General features: G+C 52.4%; 15 protein-coding genes. 1 reads left to right on the forward strand and 14 read right to left on the reverse strand.

The genetic code is table 11. The annotated features are described in order from the left end of the window. Positions 1-183: 183 nt before the first annotated feature. The 11 genes from dnaK to gpr form a co-directional block, all read right to left on the reverse strand. Positions 184-2031: a molecular chaperone DnaK gene (gene dnaK / locus DQG23_RS06995; RefSeq protein WP_113030111.1), complete on the reverse strand. Its 1848-nt coding sequence runs from the start codon at positions 2029-2031 to the stop codon at positions 184-186. A gap of 67 nt (positions 2032-2098) precedes the next feature. Further along, positions 2099-2707, reverse strand: coding sequence for a nucleotide exchange factor GrpE (grpE, locus tag DQG23_RS07000; protein ID WP_420330213.1), 609 nt, complete (start codon positions 2705-2707; stop codon positions 2099-2101). Between the two features lie 27 nt (positions 2708-2734). After that, positions 2735-4270 (reverse strand): TCP-1/cpn60 chaperonin family protein, encoded by a 1536-nt coding sequence (locus DQG23_RS07005; RefSeq protein WP_113030113.1) that lies wholly within the window; start codon positions 4268-4270, stop codon positions 2735-2737. 96 nt (positions 4271-4366) lie between these two features. Then, positions 4367-5398 (reverse strand): heat-inducible transcriptional repressor HrcA, encoded by a 1032-nt coding sequence (gene hrcA, locus DQG23_RS07010; RefSeq protein WP_113030114.1) that lies wholly within the window; start codon positions 5396-5398, stop codon positions 4367-4369. A gap of 318 nt (positions 5399-5716) precedes the next feature. Continuing rightward, the gene (locus DQG23_RS07015) at positions 5717-6223 is read right to left on the reverse strand and encodes an N-acetyltransferase (RefSeq protein ID WP_113030115.1); all 507 of its coding nucleotides are present in this window, start codon (positions 6221-6223) and stop codon (positions 5717-5719) included. Positions 6224-6433: 210 nt separating this feature from the next. Beyond that, the gene (gene hemW, locus DQG23_RS07020) at positions 6434-7600 is read right to left on the reverse strand and encodes a radical SAM family heme chaperone HemW (protein ID WP_113030116.1); all 1167 of its coding nucleotides are present in this window, start codon (positions 7598-7600) and stop codon (positions 6434-6436) included. Positions 7601-7749: 149 nt separating this feature from the next. Further along, entirely contained in the window at positions 7750-9564 is a 1815-nt protein-coding gene (gene lepA / locus DQG23_RS07025; protein ID WP_113030117.1) for a translation elongation factor 4, read from the reverse strand. Positions 9565-10155: 591 nt separating this feature from the next. Beyond that, positions 10156-10551 (reverse strand): hypothetical protein, encoded by a 396-nt coding sequence (locus DQG23_RS07030; protein WP_113030118.1) that lies wholly within the window; start codon positions 10549-10551, stop codon positions 10156-10158. A 22-nt stretch (positions 10552-10573) separates the two neighbouring features. After that, a complete protein-coding gene (gene spoIIP / locus DQG23_RS07035; RefSeq protein WP_113030119.1) occupies positions 10574-11845 on the reverse strand; it encodes a stage II sporulation protein P in 1272 nt (423 codons plus the stop codon). 762 nt (positions 11846-12607) lie between these two features. Beyond that, complete coding sequence (locus DQG23_RS07040) at positions 12608-13345, reverse strand: HAD family hydrolase (RefSeq protein WP_113030120.1); 738 nt, start codon at positions 13343-13345, stop codon at positions 12608-12610. A 266-nt stretch (positions 13346-13611) separates the two neighbouring features. Next, positions 13612-14607: a GPR endopeptidase gene (gene gpr, locus DQG23_RS07050; RefSeq protein WP_113030122.1), complete on the reverse strand. Its 996-nt coding sequence runs from the start codon at positions 14605-14607 to the stop codon at positions 13612-13614. A gap of 189 nt (positions 14608-14796) precedes the next feature. Between gpr and rpsT the strand changes: the two genes are divergently transcribed. Next, positions 14797-15063 (forward strand): 30S ribosomal protein S20, encoded by a 267-nt coding sequence (gene rpsT, locus DQG23_RS07055; RefSeq protein ID WP_113030123.1) that lies wholly within the window; start codon positions 14797-14799, stop codon positions 15061-15063. A gap of 176 nt (positions 15064-15239) precedes the next feature. On the opposite strand, the gene holA is transcribed toward rpsT, so the two are convergent. From holA to DQG23_RS07070, 3 genes are all read right to left on the reverse strand, one after another. After that, the gene (gene holA / locus DQG23_RS07060) at positions 15240-16259 is read right to left on the reverse strand and encodes a DNA polymerase III subunit delta (protein WP_113030124.1); all 1020 of its coding nucleotides are present in this window, start codon (positions 16257-16259) and stop codon (positions 15240-15242) included. Between the two features lie 732 nt (positions 16260-16991). Next, positions 16992-18326, reverse strand: a complete 1335-nt coding sequence (locus DQG23_RS07065) for a zf-HC2 domain-containing protein (RefSeq protein ID WP_113030125.1) — start codon at positions 18324-18326, stop codon at positions 16992-16994. After that, on the reverse strand, positions 18323-18871 hold the full coding sequence (locus DQG23_RS07070) for an RNA polymerase sigma factor (protein ID WP_113030126.1): 549 nt from the start codon (positions 18869-18871) through the stop codon (positions 18323-18325). The genes DQG23_RS07065 and DQG23_RS07070 overlap by 4 nt, the downstream gene beginning before the upstream one ends. Positions 18872-18926 lie beyond the last annotated feature (55 nt).

Consider the following 18926-nt stretch of genomic DNA (forward strand, 5'->3'; position numbering starts at 1 on the left):
ATTCCAAGGCTAACCCGTCTCTGACGGCAAATCGTTTTCACGAAAAACGACACGAAGCGTAAATCCGACGCCGTCCGTTTGCCGAATGAAACTGAAACATGTCAGCGGAATGATACGTTCGAACGAAAAGTCAAAGCCGATCGAACATCGGCTTTGACTCTTCTGAAACCTTCGGCAATCGCCTTACTTTTTATTTTCGTCAACGACTTCGTAATCGGCGTCAACGACATTCTCTTTCCCTTTGGCAGGACCTTCCGCTCCCGCTTCGGCTTGCCCTTCCTGAGCTTGCTGCTGGGCAGCCATTTGCTCATACATCTTCACGGAAAGCTGCTGCACGATTTCGCTCAGCTCGTCGGTCGCTTTTTGGATCGCTTCGGCATCGTCGCCTTCCAGCGCTTTTTTGACGTTTTCTTTCGCTGCGTTCGCTTTGTCCACTTCAGCCGGGTCAACCTTATCGCCAAGATCCTTAATCGTCTTGTCGGTCGTGTAGACGAGCTGGTCAGCGGAATTGCGAAGCTCGACAAGCTCTTTGCGCTTGCGGTCTTCTTCAGCGTGTGCTTCGGCGTCCTTCATCATGCGCTCGACTTCTTCGTCGCTCAAGCCGCTGGAGGAAGTAATCGTAATATTTTGGCTTTTGCCCGTTCCTTTATCAAGCGCCGTAACATTTACGATACCGTTGGCATCGATGTTAAACGTCACTTCGATTTGCGGAACGCCGCGCGGCGCCGGCGGAATATCTCCCAGCATAAACCGTCCGAGCGTTTTGTTGTCGCCAGCCATCGAACGCTCGCCTTGCAGAACGTGGATTTCCACGCTTGTTTGCATGTCAGCGTACGTGCTGTATACTTGCGACTTGCTTGTCGGGATCGTCGTATTGCGGTCGATCATTTTGGTGAATACGCCGCCTGCCGTTTCGATACCTAACGACAATGGAGTAACGTCCAGCAGAACGACATCTTTAACGTCTCCTGTCAGTACGCCGGCTTGAACGGCTGCTCCGAGTGCAACGACTTCGTCCGGATTAACGCCTTTGTGCGGCTCTTTGCCGATCAGCTTTTTGATCGCCTCTTGAACGGCTGGAATACGAGTCGAACCGCCGACAAGAATAACTTTGTCGATGTCATTGGCCGTAAGTCCAGCATCGGATAACGCTTGGCGAGTCGGCGTAAGCGTACGTTCTACGAGATTAGCGGAAAGCTCCTCGAATTTGGCGCGCGTCAAGTTCATTTCCAAGTGCTGAGGAACGCCGTCAACCATCGTGATGAACGGCAGCGAAATAGTCGACGTCAGGACGCCGGACAATTCCTTCTTCGCTTTTTCCGCTGCATCCTTCAAACGCTGAACCGCGCCTTTATCTTTGCTCAGATCGATGCCATGGTCTTTCTTGAACTCGGCTGCCAAATAATCGATAACGACTTGGTCGAAATCGTCGCCCCCGAGGTTATTGTCGCCGCTTGTTGCTACAACCTGGAACGTGCCGTCGCCGAGGTCGAGAATCGAAACGTCGAACGTTCCGCCGCCCAAGTCGAAAACGAGAACCGTTTCTTCTTTTTGATCGTCAAGTCCGTAAGCAAGAGCGGCCGCAGTCGGCTCGTTGACGATACGCAGTACTTCAAGACCTGCGATTTTGCCTGCATCCTTCGTCGCTTGACGCTGGCTGTCGTTAAAATAAGCGGGAACCGTAATGACCGCTTGCGTAACGGTGGAGCCAAGGTATGCTTCTGCGTCGGATTTCAGCTTCTGCAAAATCATCGCGGAAATTTCTTGCGGCGAATAATTCGTGCCGTCGATCGTTTCTTTGTGGTTCGTTCCCATATGCCGCTTGATCGACATGATCGTGCGATCAGGGTTTGTGATCGCTTGGCGTTTGGCCGATTCGCCTGTAATACGCTCTCCGTCTTTCTTGAAGCCGACAACGGATGGCGTTGTCCGGTTTCCTTCCGGATTCGGAATAACGACGGCTTCCCCGCCCTCCATGACCGCTACGCAGGAGTTGGTCGTTCCTAAGTCAATACCGATTACTTTGCTCATAACTGCTCGAAACCTCCCTAATTTCGCCTAAAATTATATGTTGCAGCGCTTTGATGTTCGTCGTTCGTTATCCTCTGGTGCTTACTTTAACCATAGACGGCCGAAGAACTTTTTCCTTCAGCATGTAGCCCTTCTGGAGCTCTTCAACGACAGTGCCGTCTTCGTGCTCGTCGGATTCCACCTGCATGACCGCTTGGTGCAGCTCCGGATTAAACGGCTGACCGACCGCTTCGATCGGCGCAAGCCCTTCTTGGTTGAGCACTTGGTCGAGCTGTCTGAACGTCATCTCGATCCCTTTGACAAGCGATGCGAAATCTTGCGATTCTTTGCTGGTCGAAATCGCCCGCTCAAAGTTATCGACGACCGGAAGCAGCTGCTCAATCAGCTTCATCGAAGCGTATTTCGCGAAGTCTTCCTTCTCCAGTCTGGAACGGCGGCGGAAGTTATCAAAATCGGCCTGCGTGCGCAAAAAACGCTGATAGTGCTCATCGGCCTCTTTGCGAAGCTCCTCAAGGGGATCTTGCTGGGCGGCATTGTCTGTACCCGCTTCGGAAGCGGCGTCCGTGCTTTCGGGTTCGTATGTAACGCTACCCGATTCGCCGGCAGCCGATTCGTTCGAAGCCGTGTCTACAGCTTCCTCGGTTATCGTTTGTTCATTTTTATCCTGTTCTTTCAAGATATGTTCACCTCCTTAATAAGGCTCTTATTCGTTATGATTCGTTTTCATCTTCACGACGGTATGAATGCGCAAAACCGCTCCCGCCACCTCGCCTGCCGCCTGCAGAGCATGCAGCTTGACGATTGCCGGGTCGACGATGCCTTCCTCGATGCAATCGATCAATTTGCCGGAGTCGCAATCGATGCCGATCGAATCGCTCCCTGCCGCGACCTGCGCCGCACGGGCTTCTTCGACTTTCTCCAAAGGATTGAAGCCGGCATTCGTCACGATTTGCGATAACGGCTTCCTCAGCGCTTGCGAGGCAGCCTCCAAGCCAAAGCCTTCCATGCCGGTTACGGCTTCCCTGCGTCTGTCCAGCACGCGTGCAAGCGCAAGCTCGACCGAGCCGCCGCCAGGCACATAACCGTTCTGATAAGCAGCCTGTACGGCTGCCGCAGCATCCTTGGCAATCCGCAGCTTTTCGCCTGCCACATCCTTCGTCCGCGCCGTGACGATCGCGGTGACGAATGCGGTGCCGGATCCGCCGGCAAGCCGGACTTGTCCAAGCGTTTCGTCATATCGCAAATGACCGATATGACCGAGCGATGCCGAAAGCTCGACAGCGGGCTTGGCTAGAGCAGAACGGCGCACCGGTCTTGCTTTCGCCATTTCGCATAGACGCTGCAGCTCTTTAGAGGTAACGCGCTGCAGCAGCATGATGCCGTTGTCCTCGCAAAATTGCTCGGCCTCGGGATCGGCGCCCCGCTCGAGAGCGATCAATGCGACATTAAGCGATGCAAGCTTCTGCAAATGGTAAAGAAACTGCTTTTTTTGTTCCATGTAGGCTTTGAAACCCGATTCGGTAACGAGCGCCTCCTCGTCCATTCGCTCGGGTTCAAGCGCGTCGACAAGCACGATTACCGCTCCGGAGCGATCCTCCGCAGCTTGATAAGGCGGCGATAATCTTTTATTGATCAAGATGCCCGGCCATACCTCATTCGTCCCATTCAATGCGGAAGTGAACGTATCGGCAAAGCGGAACGTCTCGCTTCGAAGCTGGTCGCCGATCCGTTTAGCGGCGTCCATAACAAGGCTTGCGATATCGTCGTTCTCGCGGCCCGCTATATAAGCGATTCGCCGCAGCATCGGGTCGTCCAGGCTTTCAATGCTTCTGGTTCGCTCGATCAAGCTTGCCGCAGCGATGCGTACCGCCTCTTGAATGCCGTGGGCGACTTTCGCCGGAGGCACGCCTCGCAAAACCTGCGAAACGCCTTCCTGAACGAGAGCTCCTGCGATAACGGTAGCGGTCGTCGTGCCGTCCCCCACTCTCTCCTGCTGGGCTCGGGCAACCTGAATCATAAGCCTCGCCGCGGGATGAGCTGCGTCCATTTTATCCAAAATCGTGACGCCGTCATTCGTGATGAGCACCTCGCCCTGGCTGCCGACCAGCATGGTATCGAGCCCCTTGGGCCCGAGCGTGCCTTCTACCGCGGAACAAATGGCGCGCACCGCGCCGGCATTGTTCTGCAGCGTAGCATACCGTTCCTCCCCTTCCTGGGAAGTTTGCTTCGGTTGACTCATCCTCGGCCATCCTCTCCTAATAAGGTCCTCCGTGTCATGCAATCCCTATGCCGCGGAAATTGCAGACTTTCAGACACTTGAACGTAACGCTCAAGATCACTTATACCAGCGCGTCAAAATCGTCGCCATGTCGATCGATAACCGGTCAAGCAGATGAATCACTTTCCCGTATTCCATCCTAGTCGGGCCTAAAATGCCTATCGTTCCGAGCGGATGGCCGTCTAACGAGTAGGTTGCCGTAATAAGGCTGCAATTATTGATGGCGGCAAGGCTGTTCTCGCTTCCGATCCGTACCTGTATGCCTTCCGGCGCCGATGCGATCAGCTTCATTAATTTAGGCGTTTCATCCAGGAGATCGAACAAGTCCTTGACCTTTTCGATATCTTTGAACTCCGGCTGCGTAAGCATATTCGTAGCGCCGCTCAGAAACACACGGTCGCTTTGGTCGCTTTCGAGCACGCCTTCTATCATTCGCATCAATTCTTCATAACCGTTCACGTGCTTGCCCAGCTCCGTGCCGATTTCATTATAAAGCTTCGTACGGAAATGAGCGAGCGGTACGTTCAACAGCTTGGCGTTCAGCAGATTGACGGCTTTCTCGATTTCCGACATCGGAATGCCTTCGGGAATCGTCACCATCTTGTTCTCGACATGTCCGGTGCTCGTCACGATAATCAGGACGGCCGTGCTCTCATTAATAGGAACGATCTGCAGGCGCTTCAACGTCGTGCTGAACACTTCCGGTCCCAGTACGATCGATGTGTAATTGGTCAATCCGGACAGCATCAGCGCAACCTGCTGGAAAACTTGCTCGAGCTGCTGGAGCTTCTCCGCAAAAAACATCTTCATTACGTTTAGTTCAGGCCCCGCACCGGACATCGCCGCATAGTTGACCAAGTGATCTACATAGTAACGATATCCTTTATTGGAGGGAATGCGCCCTGCCGAGGTGTGCGGCTGCTCGAGAAAGCCGAGCTCCTCGAGGTCGGACATCTCGTTTCGGATCGTCGCCGGACTGAACGCTACGTCGCCGCGCTTCGAAATGCTTCGCGAGCCGACCGGTTCGGCGGATCGTATATAATCGTCGACGATGGCATGCAAGATCATTTTTTGGCGTTCGGTCAACATGCGGTTCACCCCTTCTTCCTTTAGTAAAAGCACAACTCGACATCGTATCGTATTATTATATAATTGCTGAAGGTAAGATCATTCTTCATCACTGATTCGTCTTACAGCCGCTTGTCGTTAGCACTCGTTGTCGATGAGTGCTAATCGATATTTCAAAAATACCAAACTGCGGCGTTTGTGTCAAGCCGAAGCCGATGATTTGGCGCAATTTAGGCGATTTCATTATGGATTTGTGCTTAACCGCAAAAAAGAGAACCGTTCCTCTTCCACCGTCAGGCGAAAAGGAACAGCCCCCTTCCGTTTATCTCGACAAAGCTCTTACAGAGCAGCCGCTTTCCCAGCCGCCGTCTCCGCTTTGGCGGACAAATCAAGCATACGGACCACGGCGATTTCATCACAGCAATGCTGTTTTTTGCAATGGACGCAGTCTTTCCACACCTTCTCCGGAAAAATTTCCTTCGGCACGACGGTGAATCCGTTCTTCTCGAAAAACGTAACCTCGTACGTCAGCGCCATTACTTTCGGAATGTTTAGCTCGTAGGCTTCCTCAATGAGCTTGTCGACGATTTTACGTCCGATTCCTTGCCCCTTGTGTCCTTCGGTAATGCCGAGGGAGCGAATTTCCACCAAGTCTTTGCCTAGCTGGCATAAAGAGCCGCAGCCGACCAATTGTCCGTCCAGCTCCGCTACGACAAACGTATCGATGATTGCCGCAAGCGTCTCCCGCGATCTTGGCAGCATAATCCCTTTCTCGGCGTACCCTTGTATAATATGGTATAGCGAATCGATATCGCTGCCGGTTGCTTTTCTGCAAGTGACACCCATCTGTCATCCCACCTTCATAAAGGTAGTTCAAAATGTCCCTTTTTGATAACGATGTCTTTCAAGCGGAAAACTCCGCATTGAATTTTGGCTCGCCCGGCAACTGCGTATCGATGCTGCCCGGCTTCTCCAACTTTCTCGGATCTGGAAGCGGCCTATTTGAACTCGAATAAATGTAATTACGAATAAATATACATCAAAACGTATAAATCTTCAAGAGAAAAATCCGACGAATTCGCCGAAAACATCATTCGCGTACATGATAGCCGCCTCGGACAACCGGTATCCTTGCAACGTCTCTTCCAGCAATCCCTTCCGGGTCAGCCGCGATAGCAGCGGACCGAACGCTTCCTCGAGCTCCAAACCGAACTGCTCCCGAAAAGCTTGCCGATTGACGCCATCCAGCAAGCGCAAACCGACCATCATAAAATCCTCCATCGCTTCTTGGCGGGAAACGGATGTTTTCTCCAATACCGGAAGACCTTTACGAGTCGCGTCAATGTACGGTTGAACGCCTTTTATATTTACATGCCGGACGCCTTCCAAATATCCGTGAGCACCCGCTCCGAGCCCATAATAGCTTTCATTCCGCCAATAAGCGCTGTTATGCCGGCTTTCGAAGCCGGGCTTCGAAAAATTGCTGATTTCGTACTGGACATAACCCGCCGCCTTCAAACGGTCCATGATCAGCCTATACATATCAAGCTCGACTTCCTCTTCGGGAAGGGGCAGCTCGTTTCGCTGAAAAAGCGTATGGAATAACGTATTCTCTTCGACCTTCAGCCCGTAGATCGAGTAATGCTGCAAATCCAGGGCCAAAGCCGCTTGGATCGACCGGTCGAGCTGCTCAAGCGTCTGGTTGGGCAGCCCGAACATGAGATCGATCGACACGTTGCCGAAGCCCAGTTTGCGAGCGTTCTCCAAGCTGGCATAAACGTCGTCCACGCTATGAATGCGACCGATCCGCGCCAACAGCTCCGTATCGAACGACTGAACGCCGAAGCTGAGCCGATTGACGCCGCCTTCCTTCATTACCGCGAGCTTCTCCATATCGGTCGTTCCCGGATTGGCTTCCATCGTCATCTCCGCTCCCGCAGAGCGTTGAGGGAAATATGTTCGCACCATACGAAGAAAAACGTCCATCTGCTCCGGGGTAAGAACGGTCGGCGTGCCTCCGCCCACGAATATCGTGTCTACCCGTTCAGGCTCAAGCCGTTTTACCGTTTGCTCCATTTCCCGCTCCAGCGCATCCAAATAATCCATGACGGGCTGGCCTTTCAGAACGAACGAGTTAAAGTCGCAATAGTGGCACTTGTTGGTACAGAACGGGATATGAATATATACCGCGCGGGGCTTTTTCCACCACGGCCGTTCGGACATGGGATGCCCTCCTTCATAGTTGTAGAAAACCGGACAGGCGACCTTATTGCTGACAGGGTCGCTTATCCGGTTCCTGATTCGGCAAATCGATGCGCCGCCGCCAACAATCAGCCGTGGCGGCATTTTGCTTTCAAAGCTGCATTTGGCTGCTATTCGTCAATTTTAAGCACGGCCATGAACGCTTCTTGCGGCACCTCAACGCTGCCGACCTGCTTCATCCGCTTCTTGCCTTCCTTCTGCTTCTCAAGCAGCTTCCGCTTCCGGCTGATATCGCCGCCGTAACATTTGGCGAGAACGTTCTTCCGCATTGCTTTGACGGTTTCGCGCGCGATAATTTTCTGGCCGATCGAAGCTTGTATCGGAACCTCGAACATTTGACGCGGAATCAAATCCTTCATCTTCTCGCAAACGACTTTTCCGCGTTGATAAGCGCGGTCACGGTGCACGATAACGGATAAGGCGTCGACTTGTTCGCCGTTCAGCATAATGTCCATCTTCACCAGGGTCGAACGTTTGTAGCCGGACAGCTCGTAGTCGAAAGAAGCATAGCCTTTGGTGCTGGATTTCAGCTGATCGAAAAAGTCGTATACGATTTCGGACAACGGCATGTCATACGTCAACGTTACGCGGTTTGTGTCCAAATATTCCATATTGATAAAATCGCCGCGTTTGCCTTGGCACAGCTCCATAATCGTCCCGACATAGTCGTTAGGCACGATTATGGCCGCTTTCACGTACGGCTCTTCCACAAAATCGATCTTTTGGGGATCGGGGTAATTCGACGGGTTGTCAATGCTAATCACGTCCCCGTTCGTCATCGTTACTTTATAAATAACGCTAGGCGCCGTCGTTATAAGCGGAATGTCGAACTCCCGCTCAATGCGCTCCTGAATGATCTCCATATGCAGAAGTCCAAGGAACCCGCAGCGGAAACCGAAGCCGAGCGCTGTCGACGTTTCCGGCTCATATTTTAGCGACGCGTCGTTTAATTCAAGCTTCTCCAGCGCATCGCGCAAATCGTTATAGTCCTGCGTTTCGATCGGGTAAAGCCCGCAGTATACCATCGGATTGATTTTGCGGTAACCGGGCAGCGGCTCCGAAGCGGGGTTTTTCGCATCCGTGATCGTATCGCCGACGCGCGTATCCTTAACGTTTTTGATGCCCGCCACCACAAAGCCTACGTCTCCGACGGCGAGTTCGTCAACCATCGTCATACGCGGCATGAACGCCCCGACCTCGATGACCTCGAACGTTTTGTTCGTCGCCATGAACGTAATTTTCGACCCCGGACGAATCGAGCCGTCAACGACGCGAACGTATACGATAACCCCTCTGTACGGATCGTAATGCGAGTCGAAAATAAGCGCTTTAAGCGGCTGATCCGGATCGCCCTCAGGGGCCGGCACCTTGCTTGCCACCTGCTCCAGGATCTCCTTGATACCGATTCCCGCTTTGGCGGAAGCATGTACGGCTTCGCTGGCGTCGAGTCCGATGACGTCCTCGATTTCCTGCTTCACCCGATCCGGCTCCGCGCTCGGCAGGTCGATTTTGTTAATGACCGGTAATATTTCGAGATTATTGTCCAGCGCCAAGTAAACGTTGGCAAGCGTTTGCGCCTCGATGCCTTGAGCGGCGTCTACGACAAGCAGCGCGCCTTCGCAGGCAGCCAGGCTTCGCGATACCTCGTACGTAAAGTCGACGTGTCCCGGCGTATCGATCAGGTTGAAAATATATTCTTCGCCGTCTTCCGCGCGATAGCCTAAACGGACGGCCTGCAGCTTGATCGTAATGCCGCGTTCCCGTTCCAGATCCATTTTATCGAGCACCTGATCCTGCATTTCACGCGAGGAGAGCGCGCCCGTATATTCCAAAATCCGATCCGCCAGCGTCGACTTGCCATGGTCGATATGGGCGATAATCGAAAAATTTCGTATTTTCTTTTGCCTGGCTCTCATGTCCGCCATCAATGTTCCCCCTAATGTTTCTCAAGCGTCGAACGCTCAGCCGGTGAACGATTCACCGATCTCTCACAATTTGCAATACCTTTAATTATAACAGTTGACGATCGATGCAGCAATGGACAACCGTTTACCGCTTTTACCTCCCCAAAAATAAAGGCAAATCGCGACTAATTTAAGCCGCCCGGCAGTCTTGTTCGCTTTGAATTTCGCGATACGCTTGACACAAGGACAAGAGTAATGTAATATAGCATATTAGGTTTATTGAATAGTGTAAACAACACCCTCGGCATCAAAGGATTTGACCCTTCTTTGTCCCTCGGCAAGACACATTTTCGTTGTTGCAAGATTCTCATCCCCTCGATTCCTTATTTACATTCCAAACGCAAGTTCAGGCATGTCGGCTAATTCATCTGGCGCGGTCTAGGAGCCGCAAGAACGGTTGAGAGGTAGGGCTTCCGTCGTTTTAGTTTTCAGGAGTACGCATTTACGAGATTCCGGGATAATAAACCCAAACATATATGGCGCACGGCAAAGGACAACCGCTCCGATTTTCATCAGAACGGTTGTCCTTTGTTTTGTCATTAGCCGCTTGCTTCAGCCGAATATAGCCTCGAAAACCGACACGATCACCTTTAAACAAACGTTCGCCGCCCGCCGCAGCACTTCACCGATTCCGTTGCTGACGCGATTCACCGCCGATTCCTCGATAACGGCCTGCTGCTTCCCCGCCGGCTGTTCTTGTCCCTGCGCCGTCTTAACCGCCGCCGTGTCAGGCTTGGTCTTCGGCTGGCCGGCTTGAGCGCCGGAGGCCGGAAGGGGCTGCGCCGTTTTGGCTTCCATTTGCGCCACGGACGCCGCCGCGTCGATCGGACCGTTTATCCGCTCGATGCCTCTTGTCGCAACATCGACGCCGAAGAAGATGCCGAAGCCTGCGGCGAACAATGCAAGCAGCAATTTGATCGAAACCGGCTTAACTGAACGATGTCTCACGGATATCGGCTCCTTCCGCCAATTACTTTGCCATCGCCGTTTGCGGCGCGGCATTCGTCTTCTGAGCGTCCCAATACAATTCCGAAATGATCTGGCCCAGCTCATCCGCCGTACGGTAACATTCCTCCAAGGTGTTGTAAGGGCCGCCTATTTCTATGAGCACGCTGTTCGGAGACAGCGACTGATTATATTCCGCTTGCCCGTCATGCAGCGTTTTTCCCCATATGCCGTTGGATATGCCCGGAAGCTTCTGCTCCAACTTCTCGTGAATCGCTGCGGCAAACTTCTCGTTTTGCTTCCAGTTCGGGTTTTTCTGGCCGATGATGAAAAATGTCCTTGCATAATCTTTGCCGTCGATCGTTACGGTGGTCGCCTTGCGCGAGCCCGAGTCCCGATGCAGATCGAACACGAACTGAATGTCGGGATTCGCGGCAAAAGCTTCCTTGACCGTTTTTTGCGAATATTTGTAGGAGTAGTTAAAATTGTATCCTTTTTCGGTAGCGGCATAATCGGGACTGTAATTGACTGAGCCGATCCCGAGCTCGTTCAGCTTTTTCTGCAGCCTTTTGCCGACAAGCGTCACGTTCGTTTCGGGATCGTAAGCCTCGCTCGGCTCCAGCCCCGGCTTCAGATGCGGCAGGAACGATTCCCGATTATGGGAATGATAGATAAGCACGACCTTCCTGTTGCCGGTTGTCGGCTTAGCCTGCGTATCCGGCGTAGAGGACGGCGAAGGCTGGGGCGAAGCCGAGGGAGGAGGCGTACTCGGAGCAGGCGAATCTACGGCTGGCGCTGGGGTCGTCCCCCCGCCGGACGGATCTTTTCCTCCCATGCCCTCCGCGGCTTTAGCAGGCGGATAATCTTCGGGCGAGTAAGCCGAATTTCCATTAGGACCTTTGCGAAGTAAAACGGCATTGTCTCTGCCGAGTCCGGGCACCTCGCGAGCGAGCATCGTCTTGGGATCGCGAAGATTGATGTCCGTCAGCATCCGAAAGACGAATCCGATCACATTTTGCTGGGAGAAGGCGGTCTCCGATCGCTCATTGCGCAGGTGCGGCACCTCTAGGCTCAGCATATCCATGAAAAAATCGCTCGAAACGGAAGCGGCAACCCCTCTCATCGACGAGATCGGCGACGCGTTCACCTTCGCCTGCACATATCCGATAATGCCGATCCCTACGAAGAACATAAAAGTAGTGAAAAATATGATGCCGAACAGCTTGGTTGCGTAGCCGGCGGTTCGGATCGTTTTGCGGATTTTACCAACGTCGATAGTAAAAGCGGACCATTTCATCGGTTATGATTCCTCCTCAAGCGTTTGGCTTGGCTTTCCGTTTACTAGAATCTATGAACGGTTTGGAAGAATTAGAACCACCTCGAAAGAGCAACTTTCATAGAATCGAGATATAAGCGGCAAATAACAGAGAAAACCGCCTTGCGGCGGCTTGGGTGTTCGATATACGTTTGTTCGTTGGCGAGGCAGTGGGTATGGCTTTCAGGCGCTATTGAAATCGTGTTTCTTTGAACTTATTACAAGGGAGAAACACGATTTCAAAGGCGGCACATAGTTAAGCTCCTTCGCCGGCGCCCATACCCATTACATCTTGTTCGCCTTCGGTGCTTTCTGTCACGTCTTTGAGATTTACCGGTCTCCCAACCGGTATTCATGCCTGCCCCCCCCTCATTCGTCCCTTGATGCGCTGCAGTCCGATTTTGACCACTTGAAATCGAGTACGGCTTCCTTTCCCCGCCTGTAGTCCGAAAACGCCTGCTTACTGCGGGTATTTTGCTCGGCACACCGGTGGATCCGTTCTCCAAGCCGGCTAAATCGGACTCCAGCGTTAGGCGAACCTCGATTCCTTGCTCCAAGCGGGCGTTTTCGGACTGCAGCATATCGAGCGGCGTTATCGGCAACGTAGGGACAAGCAGCTGCGCCGTCCTTAAAGAAACGACAAATTTACCTAGGTTTAAAGCAGCTTATAACGAGATGCTTCAGCTAATAAACGCCAAAAAACCTAGCGGCAAAAAACACCGCTAAGTTTCTTTTATAACCCATTTAAAAACTTCCGCCGTATCCTGCGATCGCGCTGGGCACTTCGCGCAAAGTCGGCACCTTCAGGAACGCGCCTTTCGGCTGCACGTGAATATCCACGATATTGTACTGCCATTCCAGTATGGCCGGAACGTGGATCGCATGAATGCCCGTTTCGAGCGCAGGAACGATATCCGTACGGATCGAATTGCCGACCATCCATGTAAGCTCTCTTTCAAACCTGTGCGATTTTAAAATATCCTCGAGGGCATCCGTCGTTTTATGCCGGCGTATGAACACCCGGTCCCCGAAATACGATTCCAAGCCGAGCGCTTTTATTTTACGCTCCTGGACCGTCGCCACTCCGCCGGTGTATAGAAATAAGGAATGTCCTTCGCCCTTCAGCAGATCGAGCGTTTCCACCATATGCGGATAAGGCTCCACCTGTTTTTCGTAAACCGATTTGCCCAGCTCCCGAAGACTTTTCTCTTCAAGCTTGGAAGTTTTCCTGCCCGTCAGCGAGGAGAAATAATGGTACGTATCGATGAGCGACTGCGGAAAATGATCGGGCATAAACCCTTGAACAGCCACCCGGGCCGTATCGATTTCCAGCTGCTTTTTCTTCACCTCGTCTGCCGTAAGTTTGTCCGATGCAAACCAAGTAACGAGTTCATCCGCGAACTGCTCGATAACCATTTCAAAATAGATATTGCAATGAACGAGCGTATCGTCGAGATCAAATAAAACCGTTTGCGGCCGCATATGCAGCAACCTCCATTCACCTGCGCGAAAACTATCATGTTGCAACTGTATCCGAATCGGAAAAAGATAGTATCGAAGCATATTCCTGTCTGCAGGCTTACTATATCGCATTTCGACGGATCGAGCAATTTGTCGATCGCCCAATTCGCTGCGGACTTCCGTACCGCGATGTTCCTGCTTGAGGTCTTCCTATTCAAGCAAATCATGAAAAGCCTGTCTCAATCCCGTTTTGCGGGGCTGGGACAGGCTTCCTTACCGAAGCTTCGTTAGTGCGTATACGCCGCTACATTATCCGTGTCTACCGCATCATGCAGCGCCGCATTGAGACCGCTGGCGATAATGTTGGCGATATCTTCGATAAACTGATCGATTTCCTTGGGCGTTACAAGCAAATCATGTCCGACGGGATTCAACACTTCCCTCACGAGCTGCAGGCGTTCATTTTCCGGCATGCCGTCCAGCATCCCCATAATTTGCCCGGTATTCTGGGTTTCCTGCTTAAAATGCTTGATCATGAGGTCGATGCTGCTGTCAACGATCGTCGATGCATAAACGACGGTCGGCACGCCGATAGCGATCACGGGTACGCCGAGAATTTCCTGCGTCAATCCGCGGCGTTTGTTTCCGATGCCTGAGCCGGGATGAATACCCGTATCGGCGATCTGAATCGTTGTGTTTACCCGCTCCAGCGATTTCGATGCCAGCGCATCGATCGCGATGACGAGATCCGGCTTCGACTTTTCGACAATCCCCTGTACGATCTCGCTGCTCTCAATACCGGTCGTTCCCAGCACGCCGGGGGCGATCGCGCTTACTTGTCTATACCCGGGACTGACCTGATCCGGCATCAGCTCAAAAAAATGGCGCGTTACCATCACATTCTCAACGACTAGCGGACCGAGGGAGTCAGGCGTCACGTTCCAGTTCCCGAGTCCGATGATCAGCGCTTTGGAATTTTTGTTTACGCCCACTTTAATTAGAAACTCCTCGAAAACCTGGGCGAATTTGGTGGCGACCCGGTCTTGCAAATCGGAGTCCTTCTGCCTGAGGCTCGGCACCTCGATCGTAATATAGTGTCCCGGCAGCTTGCCTATCGATCTGGCCGCTTGCTCGGATGTCACATCGATAACGGTTACTTTGACGCCTTCTTCTTCCTCCGTGTCCATATGTACGCCCGGTATGGCGGAGCCGTTCTTGCGGGAGGCAAGCTCATTCGCTTCTACCGCCAAGTCGGTATGCGCCGAAAAATCATAAATGTCCATAGGTTCCCTCCTGTGGCCGTGTTTCGGAGTTATTGTTCGACGAAAAGCCGCTTCTTATGCAGAATTGAAAAGCGAAAGGAACCGCTTGGAGACGCTATTGCTTTTTGAAAATTACCGTGGTAGAATATCAGGAGTTGTCAATAAAGACATGTTTCACTTTTAAGCTGGTTTAGGTAGGAGGTGACTGTAATGCCAAACATTAAATCTGCCATCAAGCGCACGAAAACGAACGATAAGCGTCGTCTTCGCAACGCATCCCAAAAATCCGCACTTCGTACGGCTGTAAAATCGTTCGAAACTGCTGTTGGTTCGCAAAACGAAGATACTGCAAAAGCGGCTCTCGTCAATGCAATCAAGAAGCTCGATAAAGCAGCGACGAAAGGATTAATCCATAAAAATACGGCTAACCGTAAAAAGTCCCGCTTGGCGAAACTTCTTAACGCCGCTAAAGCGTAAGACACATACGAACATACTAAAGGATTTGGTTGTACCGACGTTCTAAGCTGCCGAACATGTTTTCATGTTTATCCGCCGGACGTTCCGACCGTTCCTTTCGAAGTGACGAAATCCCGTGAAGCTCGCATGAGCGGCACGGGATTTTTGCATGCCAGCATAAAGCGGCCGCCTTTCATTTATGCCGCTATATGTAAAATAAACATTTCCAAACCGAGCACCTTCTCGATCCGACCGCTCTTAATATTGAAGTCGAGTTCGGCAAGCAGCGTCATGATCCGCTGAAGCCGTTCGTTATCGTATTTGCGGCCTTGCTCGGATGCGAGCTTGATCGGAAAAGGATGACTGCCCAGATGTCCGGCGATTTGCTGCTGGGAATAACCTTGCCGCTCCAAATCCTTCACTTGCCAAATAAGCCGAAACTGCCGGGCCATCAAGACGGCGATCTTAATCGGCTCCTCCCGCTGCTTCAACAATTCGTACAAAATGGCAAAGGCTTTCTCGATTCGCCGCTGAACGATTTCTTCAATAAGCAAAAAGACGTTCTGTTCGGTGCTTCTCGCCACCAGCTCGTCCACCGTCGCTTTAGTAACGGTGCCGCCTCTGCCGGCAAAGAGAGACAGCTTGTCCATCTCCGAAGCCATAGGCTGCAGTTGACCGCCCGTATACAACACTAGGAGCTCCGCCGCGCCCGGACCGAACGAAAAGCCCAGCTCTTCCGCTTGACGTACCGCCCACCGGTTTAATTCTTCCGCCGAAAGCGCAGCGAATGCCTGTACCGCTCCAAGCTCCTTGAACGTTTTGACAAGCTTTTTACGTTCGTCCAGTTTTTCCGCTTCGACGGTAAAAACGATAATCGTATGCTCCGCGGGAGCTTTCGCATATTCTTGCAGCCGATCGAGTCTATGCTCGATTTTGCCGCTCTCTTTGGCAGCAGTGAAAAAGGTTGCTCTGCTGGCCACGATCACTTTGCGCGGCACAAAAAACGGCAGCGTCTCCGCATCGTCCAGCACGACATCAAGCGGCGTTTCCGCTAAATCATATTTGGTAACCGCGAGCTCGCGGTGCTCCTCATCGACGTTTCTCTCGATCAATGCGGCAACCCAGCGCTGCAATAAATACGTTTCAGCTCCATAGCAGACCGTAACGGGAAGCGGCGAACGATTCCCTTGTCCTTTACGCGTGCCGATTTCTGCCATTCCGCCACCGCCATCCTACAAAAATTGATTTCATCATATCATACGGGAGAACAATCGGCTACCCGCGTAAGGCTCTACCAAGAAAAACATCCGGAAATCAAGGACGGTGCATTGCTACGGCGGTCTTCCGGATCCCCATCGTCCATCGCATATAATCGTGCACCACGCTTACTGGAATTTCCTCGTCCTTCCGGCTACTCTTATTCAAGGATAAACGGCTTCGCCTTCCTTTAAGGACAGGCGCGTTTACCGGTGAAATATCAGGCTTAATGAATTTTGAAACATATATCTGATATTTTGAAAAAGACAAAGCGACCACGCCGGAATCGGATTCCGAATGTGATCGCTTTGTCCCAGCACAGCAAGCTCAATGGGAACGGGAGCGTTCGCCATCGACTGACGCAAACCGGATTTTCAGCTTCTTCCCGAGATAAGCGTAGACGGCAGCCCTGCCGGAAGGATCCGGAGCGGCGCCGCTCCTACAGGAGCTAAGCGAAAATCGCGCCTTCGAAGAAAGATGAACCGGTTCACGCACGTTTATATAAACAGCCGGACGATAAGCTCTAGAAACTTTCGCCGGATGATTACCCATCAGAAGCATTCAAACAGCCGCAACAGCTGCCGCTTACGGCAAGCAGACTCTCTGAACGCGCACTTATTGGGCTCGGTTGCTAAGTGCCGTTTGCTATACTATACGCCGACACCGTTATAAACGTGCATACCGCAAAGCGATTACGGAACGATCTTTCTTCCCCCGAAGTCGATTACCTGTAATCTTTCAGAGCCATCCGGCATCACTACGACATACTTAAGAGCCGTTCCTTCCCAGGCTGTCAATCGAATGGACTTCACGTCGATCCATTCCGGCGATTCGGCAACCGTATTGCCGTCCTTATCCAGCACAATCACATGCTGTCCGTTGATTTTAGCCTTGTACGTTTTGTTGGGAGACTCCAACTCGTCTGACGAGCCGGCCGTAATTCCGTTCGTCTTGTGGTTGTCACCCAAAACGTCCATCTTTTCGTTATCCTCAGCATCGACATTTGTAGTCGGCGCCGTTTCCGGATCCGCGCCGGAAAGAGGCGGCTGTGCGACGAACGAAGGCGTCTTGTTCGAATTCTCGTTTTTTTCCGGCAGCTCGGCATTTTTATCCGGATTACCGGAAGGCTGTACAGTACTCACGGCACCGGATTGCGAATCCGAAGGCTTCGGCGCTTCCGTTCCGGTAGTCGGCTTTGGCGTCGGATTCGGCTGAATGCCTTTCGCCGTAGTAGGCGGCGAAGGCGACAACGTCTTAACCCCCGCACTTGGCTTTGCGGAAGCAGGCGCCTGGCTTCTTGCGGCGGCCTCTTCGCTAGGCTTCTGACTGGCCGACGGCGTGCGCGGAGACTCCGTCACTTCTTTGAGCTGGGCACTTCCAAGTTCTTTGGAAAGAGCTCCGCCCGCGGTGCTTTGCTCTTTGCTCTTGATCGAACCGGCATCCGCCGCTTCGCTTTTGTTGGCTGCACCGCCGCTTGATTCCATCGCCCGAACCTTATCCGACTTCTCGACCAAGGAATCGGCGGTTTGATGCGACAATGGTTTTTGCTGGAACAGGAACACGCCTATGATGACAGCCGCTGCAGCGGCGCCTCCGGCCCATTTCCAGGGAAACCAGCGTACCTTGGGCAGCTTTTCCGCACGCTTCTCGCGCGATATTGCCTCTGGATACGTATTGTTGCCGATCGCTTTCTCAGCTGCAATCTCCTTTGGGTCGGGAGGCGCTCCCAGCAGCGCATTCCTTTCGCCTGCCGTTAAAATCGTTTCCTTCTCCGGCTCGATCGATTTGGCGGCGCTTTGTTCGTCCGCCATCCGTTCGAGCTGCGGCAAAATCGAATCGACAATGCTGAACGGCGGCATGACTTCCGGCAAGCTTTCCAGCTCGTCGGAAAGAAGCTGCAGTTTCTCGAGCATATCGGCGCATTCGGGGCATTGCATCACATGAGCGAGAAGAAGCGCTTCTTCCGCCTGATCCAGATCGCGGTCGACATATCGCTGCATTAATTCCATCACCTCTGGACATTTCATCCCCGAACACCACCTTTCTGATAGTCTTTAAGCAGAGTTTGCAGTTGCTGCCTCGCTCGAAATAAATACGATTTGACCGTATTGATCGGCAGCCCCAGCGATTCTGCAATTTCATTGTAAGAGAAGTCCTGAACGTAACGCAGAACAACGACGCTTCGGTGATGCTCGGGCAGCTTTTCGATCGCTAAATGCACTTCATTAATGGTATCCCGAAACATGATTTCTTCTTCAACATTTTCCCGGGAAGCAAATATCATTTCGTGCTCCTCGATCGATACCGCAGGCTTCGCTCGGCGAAACTTATCGATACAAATATTCGTGACGATCCGCTGCACCCACGTTTTGAACAGCGCTTTCTCTTCGTATGAACCGATTTTGGTATAAATGCGGATCAGCGCCTCCTGCGATGCGTCCATCGCATCCTGCTCGTTGCCGAGCATATAAAACGCGGTGCGATATACATGCGTTTCTATTTCGCGCAAAAGAGATACCAAAGCTTCGCGGTCTCCAGCCTGGGCAGCCTTTATCATTTCTGGCGCTACCACGGGGTACCCCCTCTCTTGCAACCTATTAGACGGAGCTTGCTCCGTAAATGTTGCA

Origin of the sequence: Paenibacillus contaminans (assembly GCF_003285015.1) — a bacterium.
In the GTDB taxonomy this organism is placed as follows: domain Bacteria; phylum Bacillota; class Bacilli; order Paenibacillales; family NBRC-103111; genus Paenibacillus_V; species Paenibacillus_V contaminans.

What these genes read in the sequence shown, in the direction of transcription:
- holA (WP_113030124.1), bottom strand. Translation starts at nt 16,259, where the DNA reads ATGGCAGAAATCGGCACGCGTAAAGGACAAGGGAATCGTTCGCCGCTT.
- DQG23_RS07040 (WP_113030120.1), bottom strand. Translation starts at nt 13,345, where the DNA reads ATGCGGCCGCAAACGGTTTTATTTGATCTCGACGATACGCTCGTTCAT.
- rpsT (WP_113030123.1), top strand. Translation starts at nt 14,797, where the DNA reads ATGCCAAACATTAAATCTGCCATCAAGCGCACGAAAACGAACGATAAG.
- lepA (WP_113030117.1), bottom strand. Translation starts at nt 9,564, where the DNA reads ATGGCGGACATGAGAGCCAGGCAAAAGAAAATACGAAATTTTTCGATT.
- spoIIP (WP_113030119.1), bottom strand. Translation starts at nt 11,845, where the DNA reads ATGAAATGGTCCGCTTTTACTATCGACGTTGGTAAAATCCGCAAAACG.
- hrcA (WP_113030114.1), bottom strand. Translation starts at nt 5,398, where the DNA reads ATGTTGACCGAACGCCAAAAAATGATCTTGCATGCCATCGTCGACGAT.
- DQG23_RS07065 (WP_113030125.1), bottom strand. Translation starts at nt 18,326, where the DNA reads ATGAAATGTCCAGAGGTGATGGAATTAATGCAGCGATATGTCGACCGC.
- dnaK (WP_113030111.1), bottom strand. Translation starts at nt 2,031, where the DNA reads ATGAGCAAAGTAATCGGTATTGACTTAGGAACGACCAACTCCTGCGTA.
- DQG23_RS07015 (WP_113030115.1), bottom strand. Translation starts at nt 6,223, where the DNA reads ATGGGTGTCACTTGCAGAAAAGCAACCGGCAGCGATATCGATTCGCTA.
- hemW (WP_113030116.1), bottom strand. Translation starts at nt 7,600, where the DNA reads ATGTCCGAACGGCCGTGGTGGAAAAAGCCCCGCGCGGTATATATTCAT.
- DQG23_RS07005 (WP_113030113.1), bottom strand. Translation starts at nt 4,270, where the DNA reads ATGAGTCAACCGAAGCAAACTTCCCAGGAAGGGGAGGAACGGTATGCT.
- gpr (WP_113030122.1), bottom strand. Translation starts at nt 14,607, where the DNA reads ATGGACATTTATGATTTTTCGGCGCATACCGACTTGGCGGTAGAAGCG.